Below are 17,139 nucleotides of genomic sequence, written 5' to 3'. Positions count from 1 at the left end.
GCATCTTCACGTTATTGCGCAAAAATAGGCAACAGCAGATACAGCTTAATTACCAGCGCGTTGACGATATCGATGAAAAACGCACCGACCATCGGAACCACCAGAAAGGCCATATGTGAAGGTCCGAACCGCTCGGTAATTGCCTGCATGTTGGCGATTGCCGTCGGCGTCGCCCCCAGACCAAACCCGCAATGGCCCGCCGCCAGCACGGCTGCATCGTAGTTTTTGCCCATCATCCGCCAGGTCACCACTATCGCGTACAGCGCCATAAAGATGGACTGCACCACCAGGATTGCCAGCATCGGCAGGGCCAGCGAAGCCAGTTCCCACAGCTTCAGACTCATCAGCGCCATGGCCAGAAACAGCGACAGGCTAACGTTCCCGAGAACGGACACCGCGCGCTCAAAGACGCGATAAAAGCCCACCGCCGCCAGGCCGTTACTGACAATCACGCCGACAAACAGCACGCAGACAAACGTAGGCAGCTCAAACACCGTTCCCGCCAACAGTTGCGCAACAATCCGACCTACGGTCAGACAGATAGCGATAAGCGCAATGGTTTCGATCAGCACCAGAGAAGTGATCATCCGCCCGACGTCCGGCTTTTCAAACGCGGTGGGTACCGCCAGGTCGTCAGGCATGCCGTCCGGCGTCGTCGAGTGCTTGACCAGGTAACGCGCAACAGGCCCGCCAATCAGACCGCCGAGGATCAAACCAAACGTCGCGCACGCCATCGCCACTTCCGTGGCGTTAGCAAAGCCGTAGCGTTCGATAAACAGCTTGCTCCAGGCGGCGCCGGTACCGTGGCCGCCAGACAGCGTGATCGAGCCGGCAATCAGCCCCATCAGCGGATCAAGTCCCAGCAGGCTGGCCATCCCAATGCCGATGGCGTTTTGCATCAGCAGCAATCCCACGACGACGATCAGGAAAATGCCCACCACGCGACCGCCTGCCCGTAGGCTGGCGATGTTGGCGTTTAAACCGATGGTAGCGAAAAACGCCAGCATCAGCGGATCGCGTAACGTCATATCAAAGTTCACTTCCCAGCCCATGCTCTTTTTCAGTACTAACAGGGCCAGCGCCACCAACAACCCGCCGGCAACGGGTTCTGGAATCGTGTATTTCTTGAGGAAGGAGACTGAATGAACCAGTTTTCGTCCCAACAGCAACGTCAGCGTTGCAGCAACGAGGGTTGATAAGGTATCGAGTTGAAACATACAAAGCTCCTTGAGTACGTCTGAATCAGTTACGCACGATGTCTTATTCCTGCGGATATTTTTAGCTTTTAGTAGTAATTCGGCATGGATTTTAAGCAGAAAAGAGGGAAAAGTTATATAAAAATGTGATTTTATCTATTTTAAATATTAAGAATACCCACTCGCAAACGTTTGCTTTTACCATCTGGTCAGATAAAATGCCCGCTTTGTCACCACGGGATTATCATTGATGTCTGTTAACACCCTCGAGTCGGAAAATGCGCAACCGGTTGCGCAGACTCAAAACAGCGAACTGATTTATCGTCTTGAAGATCGCCCGCCGCTTCCGCAAACCCTGTTTGCCGCCTGTCAGCATCTGTTGGCGATGTTCGTTGCGGTCATTACGCCAGCGCTGCTCATCTGTCAGGCGCTGGGGTTACCGGCTCAGGATACGCAACACATTATCAGTATGTCGCTGTTCGCCTCTGGCGTGGCCTCCATTATTCAGATTAAAGCGTGGGGTCCGGTGGGTTCAGGGTTGTTATCGATTCAGGGCACCAGTTTTAACTTCGTGGCACCGCTGATTATGGGCGGCACCGCACTGAAAACCGGCGGCGCAGACGTCCCCACCATGATGGCGGCGCTGTTTGGCACCCTGATGCTGGCCAGTTGCACGGAGATGGTGCTCTCCCGGATCCTGCATCTCGCGCGTCGTATCATCACCCCGCTGGTCTCGGGCGTGGTGGTGATGATTATCGGTCTGTCGCTAATTCAGGTGGGGCTGACGTCCATCGGCGGTGGTTATGCCGCGATGAGCGACAACACGTTCGGCGCACCCAAGAATCTGATGCTGGCAGGCGTTGTACTGTTGCTGATTATTCTGCTAAACCGTCAACGTAACCCGTATCTGCGCGTGGCTTCACTGGTTATCGCTATGGCGGCGGGCTATGCGCTGGCATGGTTTATGGGCATGCTGCCGGAAAACAACGCGCCAGCCTCCCAGGAACTGATCATGGTGCCGACGCCGTTGTACTATGGGCTGGGCATTGACTGGAACCTTCTGCTGCCGTTGATGCTGGTGTTTATGATTACCTCGCTGGAAACCATCGGCGATATCACTGCAACGTCCGACGTTTCCGAACAGCCCGTTTCTGGCCCGCTGTACATGAAACGTCTGAAGGGCGGTGTGCTGGCGAACGGCCTGAACTCCTTCGTCTCTGCGGTCTTTAACACCTTCCCGAACTCCTGTTTCGGGCAGAACAACGGGGTCATTCAGTTAACCGGCGTGGCCAGCCGTTACGTTGGCTTTGTGGTTGCGCTGATGCTGATCGTACTCGGTCTGTTCCCGGCGGTGAGCGGCTTTGTGCAGCATATCCCTGAGCCAGTGCTTGGCGGGGCGACGCTCGTCATGTTCGGAACTATCGCGGCGTCTGGCGTGCGCATTGTTTCCCGCGAACCCCTGAACCGCCGCGCGATCCTGATTATTGCGCTGTCGCTGGCTGTCGGTCTTGGCGTCTCTCAGCAGCCGCTGATCCTACAGTTCGCGCCTGACTGGGTGAAAAACCTGCTCTCTTCCGGCATTGCTGCGGGCGGTATCACCGCTATCGTACTGAACCTGATTTTCCCACCTGAAAAGCAGTAAACGTAATGCGACGGTGATTCAAATTCACCGTCGCTATCATACTCTTTCACGATTCCTGCCTTGAGGATTGCGCGTAAATCGTGCATAACTCAACTATGTGCCCTTCGCAGGATGGAAGACCATGAAATTTATTGGAAAGCTGATTCTCTACGTGCTGATCGCCCTTCTGGTGGTGATTCTCGGCCTCTATTTCCTGCTGCAAACGCGCTGGGGCGCAGAACACATCAGCGCCTGGATATCGGAGCACAGCGACTATCAGTTATCCTTTGAGGCGATGGATCATCGTTTTTCCTCTCCTTCACATATCCTGCTGAAAAACGTCACCTTTGGGCGTGACGGTCAACCAGCCACGCTCGTGGCAAAAGCGGTCGATATTGGCCTGAGCACTCGCCAACTGACGCATCCGCGGCATGTCGATACGATCCTGCTGCAAAACGGTACCCTGAATATTTCGCCTCAGACGGCGCCGCTCCCCTTCCAGGCCGACCGCCTGCAGTTGCAGGATATGGCGTTTAATAGCCCGGGCAGCGAGTGGGATCTGAGCGCTCAGCGGGTAAATGGCGGCATCATTCCCTGGCTGCCCGAAGCCGGTAAAGTGCTCGGTAGCAAAGCGCAGATTCAGCTCAGCGCGGGTTCTCTGACACTAAATGACGTTCCTGCTGCCAACGTCCTGATTGAAGGCAGTATCGATAACGAACAGGTGACATTAAGCACTATCGGCGCTGATATCGCGCGCGGTGCCTTAACCGGTGTGGCAAAACGCCATGCTGATGGCAGTTGGATGGTGGAGAATCTGCGGCTGAACGACATCCGACTGCAAAGCGATAAATCGCTGGCCGACTTTTTCGCGCCGCTTAACACCATTCCATCGCTACAGATTAATCGCCTTGAGGTCACTGACGCGCGCCTTCAGGGGCCGGACTGGGCGGTCACCGACCTTGACCTTAGCTTGCGCAATCTGACTTTCAGCAAAGACGACTGGCAGACGCAGGAAGGAAAACTGTCGATGAATGCCAGTGAGTTCATTTTTGGCTCGTTGCATCTGTTCGACCCTATTCTGAATGCCGAGTTTTCGCCGCAAGGTATCGCGCTGCGCCAGTTCACTACCCGCTGGGAAGGCGGCATGGTCAGGACTTCCGGCAACTGGCTGCGGCAAGGTAAAGCCCTTGTCCTCGATGACGCCGCTATCGCGGGCATAGAGTACACCCTGCCGGAAAACTGGAAACAGCGCTGGATGCAACCGCTGCCGGCATGGCTGAACAGCCTGACGCTGAAGAAATTTACTGCCAGCCGCAACCTGGTGATTGATATCGACCCGACATTCCCGTGGCAGTTGACCGCGCTGGATGGTTATGGCGCAAATCTGGGGCTGGTCCAGAACCAGAAATGGGGCGTCTGGAGCGGAAACGCGACCCTGAATGCCGCCGCTGCCACCTTCAACCGCGTTGACGTGCGCCGCCCCTCTTTGTCTTTAGCCGCCAACGCTAACACGGTGAACATCAGCGAACTGAGCGCCTTTACGGAAAGAGGGATTCTGGAAGCGACCGCCAGCGTGTCACAGTTACCGCCGCGTCAGACGCAGGTCAGCCTGAATGGCCGCGGCGTCCCGGTGAACGTTCTACAGCAATGGGGATGGCCGGTACTACCGATCGCCGGTGACGGTAATATCCAGCTGACAGCCAGCGGAACGGTGCAGGCAGACGCGCCGCTCAAACCCACAGTGAATGGACAATTGCACGCCGTGAATGCGAATAAACAGCAGGTCACGCAAACCATGCAGGCTGGAGTTATTTCCGCAGGTGAAGTGACGTCAACCGAACCAGCCCCCGTCTCCCCCGCGCCCGTTACGCCATAATCTCCTCTTAACGCTCCCGGATATCCTCGATCCGGGAGCGTTCTCTGTCTGAAAACGAAACAGGTATTCATTTATCGGCTATTTGTGCCTATTTTCCGCAACAGGTTTTCATCCCCACCGAGAGTTGTTATAACGATGATGTTGGAAGTCTTATTTAATAATTACAAACACCCTACATAAAATAAAGGAATAGCCATGTCTGTAATACGTCAACGTATTCTGGCGGATATGCAAAGATTCTCCAGAGCAATGATCGGGGCGGTCTTGTTCTTACCTGTTATTGGCTTAATTCTGGCATTAAGCTCAATATTAACTAACCCGACGCTTATTTCCGAAACCAGCTTTTTACATCAAATAGGTCAACTCCTCGGTGATACCTTCTGGCCATTATTTGGCAACCTGGGACTGCTTTTCTGTGTCGGCATCAGCTATGGTCTGGCGAAAGATAAAAAAACCGAAGTCGCGCTGGTTGCCGTCATGTGCTTTATTATGTTTTTAGGCGCCAATCACTCCTGGCTGGAATATACTCACGGCATCGCTGAAAAGGTCAATGGCGAATATTATGGCACCGGACAAACGCAAATTTTAGGCTTTGTCGTTGTCGACATGGGGATCTTTTTAGGGATTATTCTCGGCTGCACCATTGCCTGGGTCCATAATAAAGTCTCTGAAATAGAGCTGCCGGGCGCACTCTCGATGTACGGCGGAGCAAAACTGACTTTAATCGCCATGACGCCGGTGATCCTTTTTTACGCCATTGCCTTTACCTGGTTCTGGCCGTTCATCACACACGGCATCGCGGCATTAACCAGTTTCATGAAAAACGCCGGTGTGGCAGGCGTCTTCGTGTACGGCTTCTTTGAAAAATTCCTGATCCCAACAGGGCTGCACCACTTTGTCTGGTCTCCCTTCCAGTTGACCCAGATTGGCGGCACCCTGAGCGTTGACGGGCAGGTGGTGTCCGGGACGCAGGCCATCTTCCTGGCCTATATGCGCCATCCGGATCTCACCCCGGTGATGAACGAAGCCCTGCGCTTTTCCCAGCAGGGCATGACGACAATCTTTGGTCTCTCCGGTGCGGCGCTGGCGTTCTACCACACCGCCACGCCGGAGAAGAAAATGATGGCGAAGGCGATCCTGTTGCCCGCTATTATTACCTCTATTCTGACCGGAATTACCGAACCGATTGAATTTACGTTCTTATTTATTTCACCGCTGTTGTGGCTGATTCACGCCACGCTGACCGCCGCCTCTCAGGCGATTTGCGATCTGCTGACGGTTCGTCCATGGGGCGCGTCCGGACTCATTGAGTTTCTGATATATAACCTGCCGCTGCCGGCAGCCCTCACCCGCTGGCCGCTATACGTTCTGATCGGTATCGGGCAATTCGCTGCGTACTACGTCATTTTCCGTACGCTGGTCATCAGGCTGAACCTGAAAACACCAGGGCGCGAAGATGACGGCGAAGTGAAACTCTACAGCAAAGAAGATTATCGCAATAAAAAGGCCAATGCAGGTCAGGCTGTCGCCGATGAGATCATTAAGGGTTTAGGCGGCAAAGAGAACATTATTTCTGTTGATAACTGTTTTACCCGATTACGCGTCGCGCTCCATCATCCCGACAAAATTGATGAAGCCTTATTAAAAAGTACCGGCGCCAATGGCGTAGTGCGTAATCAAAATGAAGTTCAGGTTATTTACGGTGTGAGGGTTGGACAGGTTCGATCCCGGGTAGATAACTGGCTGGCAAATAATTAATCAGGAGTTGTTATGAAATTAACCGTATTAGGCGGGGGCGGCGTTCGTTCCGCGTTCCTGGCAAAATCTCTGGCCTATAATGCGCATCGTATTGGTTTACAAGAGGTGGTATTCCTCGATAACGCAGAAGAGAACCTGAAAATTTTCGGCGAAATCGCCCGTTATGTTTTTGCCACGATTCGACCTGATATTCGTTTCAGCCTGACGACAGATCCGGTATCCGCTTTAAAGAACAGTAATTATGTCATCACCACGCTACGCGTCGGCGGCGATGAAAGCCGCGTGCGCGATGAACGTATCGCGCTGAACCATAACACATTAGGTCAGGAAACCACCGGCGCGGGCGGTTTTGCGATGGCGATGCGCTCAATTCCCGCCATTCTCAATTACTGCCGTCTGATTGAAGAGCATGCCGCACCCGATGCCATTCTGTTCAACTTTACGAACCCATCCGGACTGGTTACCGAGGCGATCATTAAGTCCGGGTTTAAACGTCGGGTTTACGGCATTTGCGATGCGCCATCAGAGCTGATTCGCGAGTTGCCTGCCATTCTCAACTGCGACGAAGCGGATCTAAAGGTGGAATGCTATGGCCTGAACCATTTCTCCTGGTTTACCCATTTCACAGTGAAAGGTGAGGACGTCACCGACAAACTGGTGAGCAACCCGGAACTGTACAGCAAAACGGCGATGCAATACTTCTCACCGGTGCTGGTTCAGCTTTGCGACAAGCAATTGCTGAATGAATATCTCTATTACTACTACTATCGCGAAGTGGCGCTGAAGGCGATTCAGGATGCGCCGGAAACGCGCGGTGAAACCATCGCGCGGATCAACAAGGAAATGCGCGAGGAACTGCAGAACGTGGATGCGCAGGCAAACCCGGAAGCCGCATTTGATATCTGGATGAAACACTATCTGCGCCGCGAAAATAGCTATATGCAGAGTGAGTCACATCAGGAAAAATTCAATACCCGCACGCCGCTAACGCTGCAACAGTTTATTGAAGAACCGGATAGCGGCGGTTACGCCGGGGTGGCGCTGGATATTCTCGAAGCCGTGAACAGCGCCACCAGCAAACGCATCGTTGTCTCACTGCAAAACAATGGCACGCTGGATTTCTTACGCCCGGATGATGTCATTGAGATCAGCTGTGATCTGAGCAAAGAGGGGCTGAAACCGGTGACGCCGATCCACGTACCGGACGCGCAGAAAAACATGATCGCCTGCGTGAAAGAGTATGAACGTCTGGCAGTGGACGCCATCATGCACAAAGATAAGTTTCTGGCAATCCGCGCATTAATGGCGCATCCGCTGATTGGCTCCTGGTCGTTGGCCGAACAGTTGGTTGGCGAGTATCTCGACGAAGCACAGTTTAGCGACTGGAAATGATCGTCCCCGGGGCGTCGACTGGCGCCCCGCCCGGGTTTTGCAAAAACCAGAGCTTCAGCAGATGTTCGAATCCCAGGATGCAGTAACCAAAGAAAGGGTTGCTCCAGTAGATATCATCATCAAACTTCTGCGGATCGTGAATGATGACGGCGGTGTTCGCCGCCTGGGCCAGCGGACTTTGGTAGTCACCGGTAAAGCAGACAAGGTCGGTATTTTTTCCTTCCAGCGCCTTGACCCAATTTAATGCCGAACTGCTGCGACCAGATTTAGACACCAGCCAGATAGAATCGAATTTTGCAGCCGTTTTTTGTTCCAGTATTTCGTAGTCCGGCCAGAGCGCCAGACTGGCATTCACGCCAATCACCAGGAATTTATTATAAATATATTGTGCAATCAGTTGAGAGAAACCGCTGCCATGAATAAGAATACGGTCGTGCTGCAGACGATTTAATAGCAACGCCAGGTTTTCGGTTGGCTGAACATTCATAAAGTTAATATCATTGGTCACATCAAGCTTTGGCATTGTGATATTAAATTTAATGAAATACACCAGCTCCAGCCAACCGCTAAACTTGAGCTTTTTCGCCAGCCGGACCAGCGATGACGGGTTGCTGTAACAGTGCTCCGCGACGGTGCGGATACCCTCACGAATGCATTGCTCTGGATTATTCTGAATAAAGCGCAGTACGGTAACTTCTGTCTTACTTAATTTTACATCACGAAATACATTTTCCAGTTCCATTTTCTGCTCCTGTGAGTGCAGAATAAATTTATCATTTTTTTAAGTAAACGGTCTGTGCAACAGGTCACTTCATCACAATTTCATATTAAAAAAAGAAATGAATAAAAATCTGACATTACTCGCCATGATATTTTTCTTATGGGGAAATATAACCGCCATCAACAGCGTGCTGATCATCTTTTTCTATCAGTATTTTCATCTGTCATGGTCGCAGTCTATTTTCATTACCGTTATTTTTTACGTGGCGCCTTTTCTGACCTGCCTGCCCTGTTCAATGCTGATTGAACGCCAGGGGTACCGTAAGGTGTTACTGCTGTCGTTAACGTTGTCGGTTGCGGGATGCCTGCTGTTCACTCTGGCGCTGCGGCTGGATTCCTTCGCCCTGTCGCTGCTGGCGATGTTTGTCGTGGCGACGGGCGTGGCGGCGATGCAGGTTGTCGCTAATCCTTATCTGACGTTGCTCAGCGCACCGCACAAACGAATTGGCAATCTGTGCCTGGCCTCTGCGGTTAATTCGCTGGGAACCACGCTGGCCCCCATGCTGGTTGCGCTACTCCTGGCGTTTTCCCCCATCGATATCCTGGCGCGCGAAGAACCCATCAGTGCGCTCTGGCTTTGCCTCTCCTGCTTTTCGCTGGCATTGATTGCCGGGGTTTTCTGGATCCGCCTGCCGGATGTGGCGCGCCCGGAAAAAGCCGCGTCGGGGACGCATAACGCCTGGAAGAACAGAGAACTGTTATTCAGCGTGGCGGCGATTTTTATCTATGTCGGCGTCGAAGTGAGCCTTGCGACCAGTCTGGTAAAATATCTCATCACCATCAGCGGCTGGAGCACCACTGTTGCGATGTCGCTGGTCTCTTTTTACTGGGGAGGCGCACTGGCGGGTCGCTTTCTTTATGGTTTTCTCGCCGACAAAACAGGCAATTACACGCCGTTTCTGATGGCGACGCTGGCCTGCGCAACGGCGGTGATCATGGCGATATGGCTGAACAATACCACCGGCGGTTATCTGCTTATCCTGACCGGCTTGGGGAACTCAATTCTCTATCCGATTATCTTCGGGCACACCATCAACAAAAATCCGGCGATCGCCAATATTTCTGCCGCCGCAATGGTGATGGCCGGGATTGGCGGTGCGGTTATTCCCTTACTGCAGGCGGCCTGCATTGACGGACTCAACCTCCGGTTCAGCTTTCTGTTACCGGTCGCGTTGTATCTGCTGCTGGCGCTGTGGGGGCGGCTGAATCTCCGCCCCCTCGGTACATCAGCTTAAAGTGAAATGACGATCTCATGACTTTGCGGCGTCACCACCACGCCCAGTTCGCTTCCCCGGTGTGAAGCGCCGCGAATACCGCTAATCTGCGCGATGTTACGCAGGCACAACGTCCAGTCGCGCGCATCACCCTTGCCCGTCACGGTGAGGGTGTTGCCATTGCGCTTAGCAGTCAGCGTAAAGATCACTGAACCGTCAGCGGCAGGGACTTCGCACACGGCTTCACGTCCCTCCTCGAGAGCGAACAACTGGAAGGCAGTGCCTTCGTTCCATGCGTAATCGGGTTTCTGATTATTGCTGCCCAGCGCCAACAGGGTGTTGCCACGCACATACACTGGCAGACTCAGGAAGTCATGCTGCTGTTTGTACCAGCGACTGCCCTGCACGTCGTCATTGTGCCACAGATGCGTCCAGCGCCCTTCCGGCAGGTAAAACTGCACATCCCCCGTTTCCGAGAACACTGGCGCCACCATCACTGAATCCCCCAGCATATACTGGCGATCGAGATAATCGCAGGCCGGATCGTCCGGGAACTCCAGCATCATGGCGCGCATCATCGGCGTGCCCCGCTCGTGCGCGCGAACCGCTTCACGGTACAGGTACGGCATCATGCGGCACTTCTGCTCGGTGAAGAAGCGCACCACATCGCAGGATTCCTCGTCATACGCCCAGGGCACGCGATAGGATTTACTGCCGTGCAGGCGACTGTGGCTGGAGAGCAAACCAAACGCACACCAGCGTTTATAAACGTGGGCAGGTGCGGTGTTTTCGAAGCCGCCGATATCGTGGCTCCAGAAGCCAAAACCGGACAAGCCGATAGACAGGCCGCCACGCAGGCTTTCCGCCATTGACTCGTAGTTCGCGTAGCAGTCGCCGCCCCAGTGCACCGGGAACTGCTGCGCCCCCACCGATGCGGATCGGGCGAACAGCACCGCCTCTTTTTCGCCGACGGTCTCTTTCAGCACATTCCACACCAGTTCGTTGTAGATGTAGGCATAATGATTGTGCATTTTCTGCGGATCGGCGCCATCAAACCATTGCACATCGGTGGGGATACGTTCGCCAAAGTCGGTCTTGAAGCAGTCAACGCCGATATCCACCAGACCTTTCAGTTTGTTGGCATACCATTCACAGGCCTGCGGATTGGTGAAGTCATAAATCGCCAGCCCCGGCTGCCATTTATCCCACTGCCACAGCGAACCGTCTGGACGTTTTAGCAGATAGCCTTTCTCTTTCAGCTCGTTGAAAACTGGCGATTTCTGCCCGATGTACGGGTTGATCCATACGCAGACCTTCAGCCCTTTCTCCTTCAACCGACGAATCATTCCTTCCGGGTCGGGAAACGTCACCGGATCCCATTCGAAATCGCACCACTGAAAAGCCTTCATCCAGAAGCAGTCGAAGTGGAAGACGTGCAGCGGCAGATTGCGCTCGGCCATGCCGTCGATAAAGCGGTTTACCGTCGCTTCATCGTAGTTGGTGGTGAACGAGGTGGTCAGCCACAGGCCAAACGACCAGGCAGGCGGCAGCGCCGGGCGCCCCGTGAGGCGAGTATAGCGGTTCAACACCTCTTTCGGCGTCGGACCGTCGATCACGAAATATTCAAGATATTCGCCCTCGACGCTGAACTGTACTTTCGACACTTTCTCCGAACCGACTTCGAACGAGACGCACTGTGGATGGTTGACCAGCACGCCGTAGCCACGGTTGGTCAGGTAGAACGGAATATTCTTGTAGGACTGTTCGGTACTGGTGCCGCCGTCGCGGTTCCAGGTTTCTACCGTCTGGCCATTACGCACCAGTGCGGTAAAGCGCTCACCCAGGCCATAAACCGTTTCGCCGACGCCCAGATCCAGGCGCTCGAACATGTAATTACGCTGCGTGTTGTTATCCTGTACATAGCCGTTATTCTTCAGTTGGCTGCCGGTGATACGCACGCCATTACGTAGAAAATCCAGCGACCAGAACTCACCTTTAGTGACGCGCACGCTCAAGTTACCGCTTTTCAGCTCAGCCACGTCAGCGGTGTTTTGGATGTCAACCTTCACGTCCTGTAAAACGTTGAGTGGATAATGCGGACCGTTATCCAGCGCCCCCTGAAAGTGTTCCATGCGCACGCCAACAACCCCTTCCTGCGGCGAAAAGAAACGCAACGTAAACAGCGGGGTATCCAGTTGCCAGGTGCGCTCGCGGACGTCACGCGGCGCGGCATAAACCACCAGTTCGTTACCGTGCTGTTCAACATCAAACACCTGGATCGGATGAAGTAAATTAAGGCCAGGCTGAATCAGCCAGTTTCCGTCACTAATCTTCATGACTCTGTTCCTTTAGTTCTGAAATTCGTTATGCGTAAATTCTTGCTGATTGCGGCGCGCACCCTGTGCCAGTTGGTCGAGGATTTTTCTCAGGTAAGGCGTTTTCAGGGTGTAGAAGCGTTTGGCAATCACGGCGCTCAACAGGTAGCAGATGGCCGGGACAATCGTGAACAGGGCAATAATGATGCTGATAGTGGCACTGTTCTGGGTTTTCGCGGCCGCGTCGTAGCCACCACCCGCCAGCATCCAGCCAATAAGCGCGCCACCAAACGCCAGACCCAGCTTGAGCACGAACAGCGTGCCCGCAAAACTGATGCCGGTAAGACGTTTACCGTTGCACCATTCGCCATAATCGACGGTATCGGACATCATCACCCACTGGATCGGCGTCACCAGTTGGTGCAACACGCCGATCACGAAGATAAAGACGAACATGGTGATGTCGGCCTGCATCGGGACAAAGAACATCGCGAGGCTAACCACTGCCAGCGCTGCGTTGGTCCACCAGAAGATACTGACTTTGCATTTCCAGTCGGTGAGGGGTTTTGCCAGCGCGGAGCCAATCAGGTTACCGACACAGTAGGTGGTGAGGAAGGCGACGAATACTTCCGGTGTTCCCAGAATCCAGGTGACGTAATACATCATCGCGCCACCGCGTACGCAGACGGCGAGGATATTGAGGATGGTGAGCAGCCCCACGATCCGCCACTGGTCGTTTTGCCAGATATCGCGGAGATCTTCGCGCATTGAGGTGGTGCTCGGCGGCGCTTCTACACGCTCTTTGGTCGTGAAGAAGCAGAACGCCAGCATCAGGAATGCCACCACCGACAGCACTGCAATCCCGCCCTGGAACCCCAACGCTTTGTTATCGCCGCCAATGAGATTCACCAGCGGCATCATCAGTACCGTCGAGAGCATCCCGCCCGCCGTCGCCAGCACAAAGCGCCAGGACTGTAGGGAAATACGTTGCGTTGGGTCGTTGGTGATCACCCCGCCCAAAGCGCAATACGGGATATTCACCACGGTATAAAGCAGCGTCAGCAGCGTATAGGTGATCGCGGCGTAAATCATCTTACCGTTCAGGCTGAGGTCGGGCGTGCTGTATGCCAGAACGCAAACAAGGCCAAACGGCAGCGCGCCAAACAGCACCCACGGACGGAATTTTCCCCAACGGGAACGCGTGCGATCCGCCAACAGTCCCATGCACGGGTCTGAAATGGCGTCCAGCGCGCGCGCCAGTAAAAACATGGTGCCGACAAAACCGGCAGGGATGCCGAAAATATCGGTATAAAAAAACATCATATACAGCATGACGTTATCAAAGATGATATGACTGGCAGCGTCGCCCATCCCGTAGCCAATCTTTTCCTTAACAGACAAAATATGAATAGTCATAACGCATCCTTTCGCGCTCTCATGCGCACTGGTACCGGTTACCGTTTTTGTAAACCATTCGCGGTGGCGACGGATATTCCGATATCTCGTTATCAAATTACGATTCTTGTTTTCTGTGATCGCGGTTGCGCCAGAAGATGTGAGGAAATGTAACTAGAGGAATTTATGAGGATTTATATGAAACCGATCATAGTAAGAAGAAAGGGAAGTTAAAAAAGTCAGTGAGGGGGTGTGGAAACGTCAGGAAGTAGCTATAATGCGCCCCGCCTCCATGTAGCAATGCAGGCGCGGAAGATCGTCGTCTCCGGTGAGGCGGCTGGACTTCAAATCCAGTTGGGGCCGCCAGCGGTCCCGGGCAGGTTCGACTCCTGTGATCTTCCGCCAAAATCCTATGCCCTGTTCCCGCTTCAAAAAGCCTAAAACGCCTTCTAAATGATGTTTCGCACGGTTTTCATCGCGTCTCTTACAATGCCATCACCATCTCGTGCCACGCCATCCCGCCGTGATCGGATGCAGACGGTTTGACGTAGCGATAGCCAAAGTGGGTATAGAGATCGACATGGCGATCTTTGCACATCAGGTGAATCGTCTTTTTGTGCATCGCTTTCATCCGCGCCACAAACTCACGCATCATCAATGACGAATAACCTTTCCCCTGAAAATCCGGATGCACCACCACCGACATAATCACCGCATTGGGCGCATCCGGATCGTGCCCGACCAGCTCCTTAAATGCTTCATCAGACATCACCACCTCCCAGGCGCAACCGGCATTAATAAAACCGGCCACCTCGCCGTTCAACTCCATGCACATAAATCCTTGCGGATAGCGCTGGATACGGGTGGCAATCTTTTCCCGGGTTGCTGCTTCATCGCCTTCGTAGGCGAGCGTTTCAATTTCATAGCAGCGGTTAACATCGGCGGGCGTAGCCTGACGGAATAGCGGAGTGGACATGCGTTTACCTTTTCTTGAATCAACTGGACTGCCTCATCATACCCGCGGACAACACGGTTTGCGCTGATGGTATTCACATGAAAACGAAAGGGATGCACAAAGCCCGGCGTTATGTTATTCGCCGGGCTTCGCCGCGCTGTGTCATGAAAATCAGCTAGCCGGGTAATCCAGATACCCTTCTTTCCCACCACCAAAGAACGTCTCTTTAATAGGCGCATTCAGCGGCAAGTCATTTTTCAGGCGATGCGGCAGATCCGGGTTGGCAATAAACGGACGACCAAAACCGATCAGATCGGCCCAGCCGTTCGCCAGCGCCTTTTCAGCACGCGCTTTGGTGTATTTACCAGAGTAAATCAGCGTGCCGTGGAAGATAATACGCAGCGCTTCTTTGAACGCGGCAGGCATAACCGGCGCATCTTCCCAGTCCGCTTCGGCGATATGAATATAGGCAATGCCCAGCTCGTTCAGCACGCTGGCCGCCGCCAGGTAGGTCGCTTCCGGCGTATCATCTTTTGACCCCATCAGCGTGGTCAGCGGGGCGAGACGAATGCCTACACGCTCTTTACCAATCGCCGCAGAGACCGCCGTCACCACTTCTCGCATAAAGCGCAGACGGTTTTGCAGCGAGCCGCCGTATTCGTCATTACGCAGGTTGGCCTGTGAGTCAATGAACTGGTTAATCAGATAGCCATTCGCCCCATGCAGTTCAATGCCGTCAAATCCTGCAGCGATAGCATTGCGCGCCGCCTGAGCATAGTCATTGACGATAGCCGGGATCTCTTCCAGCGTCAGGGCGCGCGGCATGTCATGCTGCACCATCTCGCCGACACCATTTTCCGGGCCGCGCCCTTCCACATCGACAAAAACCTTCACTCCTGGCGCCTGAATGGCAGAAGAAGAGATCGGCGCCGCGCCGCCAGGCTGCAGAACGGTATGTGAAACACGACCGACGTGCCACAGCTGAGCGAAGATTTTACCGCCCGCCTTGTGTACGGCGTCAGTGACTTTTTTCCAGCCAGCTATCTGCGCATCGGAATAGATGCCCGGCGTCCAGGCATAGCCCTGGCCCTGCTGGCTGATTTGCGTGCCTTCGCTGATGATAAGGCCTGCGCTGGCACGCTGTGCGTAATAGTCCGCCATCATGTCAGTCGCAACGTCGCCTGCCCCGGCGCGAGAACGCGTCATCGGCGGCATAACAATCCGGTTTTTTAACGGCAAGGCATTCAGCGCATAGTGATCGAATAACATAATGGGTTCCCCTCGCGATTATTTATACAGTTCTGCACTCATGGTGACGGTATTACCCATGCGAGCGCTGGTGATTTTGTATTCAGAGGCGTTCATCTCTTTCGCTTTTTGCGCAATCACTGCTTCAGCAGAATCTAGCGTGGTACCAGACGCCGTAACGCTCTGCGCAGAGGCGCTAAAGGTCATAGCAGAGAACAAAGAAGCGGTGAAAATAGCGATAATGGTTTTCATATTTAATCCCAGAGTAAATTGATTGGTTGGCGTTGAATCACGCGTTGGGAGAAGAATACGCTGACGGTCTAATGACATAAATGATATAAATGGCAATAGACTATTCTATTTTTGTTAATAATCAGAAATAGGATGGAGCGCGGAACCGCTCGCCTTATCTGCTATCATGCCTGCAAACAACGTCGAAAAAACACAGCTGAGGAAAACATGGGGTCCACCAGAAGAGGGATGCTGAATGTCCTGATCGCCGCCGTATTATGGGGAAGTTCAGGGGTTTGCGCGCAGTACATCATGGAACAGAGCCAGATGTCGTCACCGTTTCTGACCATGACGCGTCTGATATTTGCCGGATTCATTCTGCTGATGCTCTCCTTTGTGCACGGCGACAAAATCTTTTCCCTTTTCAAAGACCGCAAAGATGCTCTGAGCCTGTTGATTTTCTCTGTCGTCGGCGCGCTGACGGTGCAACTCACCTTCCTGTTGACCATCGAAAAATCCAACGCCGCGACCGCCACGGTGCTTCAATTTCTGTCGCCAACCATTATCGTGGCGTGGTTCGCGCTGGTACGTAAGGCCCGTCCCGGCGTGCTGGTGCTGACCGCGATCCTCACCTCGCTCATTGGTACCTTTTTACTGGTGACGCACGGCAACCCTACTTCGCTGTCAATTTCGCCCGCCGCGCTGTTCTGGGGAGTTGCCTCGGCGTTTGCCGCCGCGTTTTATACCACCTACCCGTCAACGCTGATTGCACGCTACGGCACCTTGCCGATTGTCGGCTGGAGTATGTTAATCGGCGGGATGATCCTGCTGCCGTTTTACGCCGGAGAGGGCACGGATTTCGTGGTCAATGGCAGCCTGATTCTGGCATTTTTCTACCTGGTCGTGATCGGCACGTCGCTGACGTTCAGCCTGTATCTGAAAGGAGCGCAGATGATTGGCGGGCCGAAAGCGAGCATTTTAAGCTGCGCCGAACCGCTGAGTAGCGCCTTGTTGTCGCTGCTCTTGTTGGGAATTACCTTCACCCTGCCGGACTGGTTGGGCACGCTGCTGATTTTGTCTTCCGTGGTGTTGATCTCAATGGATTCCCGTCGCCGCGCCAGAACGATATAACAAATGAGAGTGGACTCACGTCCGTGC

The 17,139-nt window shown here is 53.8% G+C and carries 13 protein-coding genes and 1 tRNA gene; 7 read left to right on the top strand and 7 right to left on the bottom strand.

The window, feature by feature from the left end; translation table 11 throughout:
• Positions 1-11: 11 nt before the first annotated feature.
• Positions 12-1,217, bottom strand: coding sequence for a sodium/glutamate symporter (gene gltS / locus WM46_RS20065; RefSeq protein ID WP_061075893.1), 1,206 nt, complete (start codon positions 1,215-1,217; stop codon positions 12-14).
• A 229-nt stretch (positions 1,218-1,446) separates the two neighbouring features.
• Between gltS and xanP the strand changes: the two genes are divergently transcribed.
• From xanP to WM46_RS20045, 4 genes are all read left to right on the top strand, one after another.
• Entirely contained in the window at positions 1,447-2,838 is a 1,392-nt protein-coding gene (gene xanP / locus WM46_RS20060) for a xanthine/proton symporter XanP (RefSeq protein WP_061075892.1), read from the top strand.
• Between the two features lie 121 nt (positions 2,839-2,959).
• Entirely contained in the window at positions 2,960-4,693 is a 1,734-nt protein-coding gene (locus WM46_RS20055) for an AsmA family protein (protein WP_102603130.1), read from the top strand.
• A gap of 195 nt (positions 4,694-4,888) precedes the next feature.
• Complete coding sequence (locus WM46_RS20050) at positions 4,889-6,451, top strand: PTS transporter subunit EIIC (RefSeq protein WP_102603129.1); 1,563 nt, start codon at positions 4,889-4,891, stop codon at positions 6,449-6,451.
• Between the two features lie 12 nt (positions 6,452-6,463).
• Positions 6,464-7,843, top strand: coding sequence for a glycoside hydrolase (locus tag WM46_RS20045; protein ID WP_102603128.1), 1,380 nt, complete (start codon positions 6,464-6,466; stop codon positions 7,841-7,843).
• Here the strand turns inward: WM46_RS20045 and WM46_RS20040 are convergent.
• Positions 7,827-8,585, bottom strand: coding sequence for a MurR/RpiR family transcriptional regulator (locus tag WM46_RS20040; protein ID WP_061075888.1), 759 nt, complete (start codon positions 8,583-8,585; stop codon positions 7,827-7,829). The genes WM46_RS20045 and WM46_RS20040 overlap by 17 nt on opposite strands.
• A gap of 97 nt (positions 8,586-8,682) precedes the next feature.
• Here WM46_RS20040 and WM46_RS20035 point away from each other — a divergent pair, with 97 nt between their 5' ends.
• Positions 8,683-9,858, top strand: a complete 1,176-nt coding sequence (locus WM46_RS20035) for an MFS transporter (protein WP_102603127.1) — start codon at positions 8,683-8,685, stop codon at positions 9,856-9,858.
• Here WM46_RS20035 and yicI read toward each other — a convergent pair.
• Positions 9,855-12,173 carry an alpha-xylosidase gene (gene yicI / locus WM46_RS20030; protein WP_102603126.1) on the bottom strand — a complete coding sequence of 773 codons (2,319 nt, stop codon included), beginning with the start codon at positions 12,171-12,173 and terminating at the stop codon, positions 9,855-9,857. The genes WM46_RS20035 and yicI overlap by 4 nt on opposite strands.
• A gap of 12 nt (positions 12,174-12,185) precedes the next feature.
• Positions 12,186-13,568: a glycoside-pentoside-hexuronide family transporter gene (locus WM46_RS20025; RefSeq protein ID WP_102603125.1), complete on the bottom strand. Its 1,383-nt coding sequence runs from the start codon at positions 13,566-13,568 to the stop codon at positions 12,186-12,188.
• 289 nt (positions 13,569-13,857) lie between these two features.
• Here WM46_RS20025 and WM46_RS20020 point away from each other — a divergent pair.
• Positions 13,858-13,952: transfer RNA gene (locus WM46_RS20020), tRNA-Sec, on the top strand.
• A gap of 79 nt (positions 13,953-14,031) precedes the next feature.
• Here the strand turns inward: WM46_RS20020 and WM46_RS20015 are convergent.
• From WM46_RS20015 to WM46_RS20005, 3 genes are all read right to left on the bottom strand, one after another.
• Positions 14,032-14,523 carry a GNAT family N-acetyltransferase gene (locus tag WM46_RS20015; protein WP_102603124.1) on the bottom strand — a complete coding sequence of 164 codons (492 nt, stop codon included), beginning with the start codon at positions 14,521-14,523 and terminating at the stop codon, positions 14,032-14,034.
• A 150-nt stretch (positions 14,524-14,673) separates the two neighbouring features.
• The gene (locus tag WM46_RS20010) at positions 14,674-15,771 is read right to left on the bottom strand and encodes an alkene reductase (RefSeq protein ID WP_102603123.1); all 1,098 of its coding nucleotides are present in this window, start codon (positions 15,769-15,771) and stop codon (positions 14,674-14,676) included.
• Positions 15,772-15,789: 18 nt separating this feature from the next.
• Positions 15,790-16,002, bottom strand: a complete 213-nt coding sequence (locus tag WM46_RS20005) for a DUF1471 domain-containing protein (RefSeq protein WP_061075882.1) — start codon at positions 16,000-16,002, stop codon at positions 15,790-15,792.
• Between the two features lie 207 nt (positions 16,003-16,209).
• Between WM46_RS20005 and WM46_RS20000 the strand changes: the two genes are divergently transcribed.
• Positions 16,210-17,112, top strand: coding sequence for a carboxylate/amino acid/amine transporter (locus WM46_RS20000; protein ID WP_102603862.1), 903 nt, complete (start codon positions 16,210-16,212; stop codon positions 17,110-17,112).
• The last annotated feature ends 27 nt before the right edge of the window (positions 17,113-17,139 follow it).

This window comes from Citrobacter freundii complex sp. CFNIH2 (assembly GCF_002880615.1).
Classification (GTDB): domain Bacteria; phylum Pseudomonadota; class Gammaproteobacteria; order Enterobacterales; family Enterobacteriaceae; genus Citrobacter_A; species Citrobacter_A amalonaticus_F.
This window is presented reverse-complemented; position numbering and strand designations above follow the sequence as displayed.

What these genes read in the sequence shown, in the direction of transcription:
- WM46_RS20035 (WP_102603127.1), top strand. Translation starts at nt 8,683, where the DNA reads ATGAATAAAAATCTGACATTACTCGCCATGATATTTTTCTTATGGGGA.
- WM46_RS20055 (WP_102603130.1), top strand. Translation starts at nt 2,960, where the DNA reads ATGAAATTTATTGGAAAGCTGATTCTCTACGTGCTGATCGCCCTTCTG.
- WM46_RS20000 (WP_102603862.1), top strand. Translation starts at nt 16,210, where the DNA reads ATGGGGTCCACCAGAAGAGGGATGCTGAATGTCCTGATCGCCGCCGTA.
- yicI (WP_102603126.1), bottom strand. Translation starts at nt 12,173, where the DNA reads ATGAAGATTAGTGACGGAAACTGGCTGATTCAGCCTGGCCTTAATTTA.
- WM46_RS20010 (WP_102603123.1), bottom strand. Translation starts at nt 15,771, where the DNA reads ATGTTATTCGATCACTATGCGCTGAATGCCTTGCCGTTAAAAAACCGG.
- xanP (WP_061075892.1), top strand. Translation starts at nt 1,447, where the DNA reads ATGTCTGTTAACACCCTCGAGTCGGAAAATGCGCAACCGGTTGCGCAG.
- WM46_RS20045 (WP_102603128.1), top strand. Translation starts at nt 6,464, where the DNA reads ATGAAATTAACCGTATTAGGCGGGGGCGGCGTTCGTTCCGCGTTCCTG.
- WM46_RS20005 (WP_061075882.1), bottom strand. Translation starts at nt 16,002, where the DNA reads ATGAAAACCATTATCGCTATTTTCACCGCTTCTTTGTTCTCTGCTATG.
- gltS (WP_061075893.1), bottom strand. Translation starts at nt 1,217, where the DNA reads ATGTTTCAACTCGATACCTTATCAACCCTCGTTGCTGCAACGCTGACG.
- WM46_RS20050 (WP_102603129.1), top strand. Translation starts at nt 4,889, where the DNA reads ATGTCTGTAATACGTCAACGTATTCTGGCGGATATGCAAAGATTCTCC.
- WM46_RS20040 (WP_061075888.1), bottom strand. Translation starts at nt 8,585, where the DNA reads ATGGAACTGGAAAATGTATTTCGTGATGTAAAATTAAGTAAGACAGAA.
- WM46_RS20015 (WP_102603124.1), bottom strand. Translation starts at nt 14,523, where the DNA reads ATGTCCACTCCGCTATTCCGTCAGGCTACGCCCGCCGATGTTAACCGC.
- WM46_RS20025 (WP_102603125.1), bottom strand. Translation starts at nt 13,568, where the DNA reads ATGACTATTCATATTTTGTCTGTTAAGGAAAAGATTGGCTACGGGATG.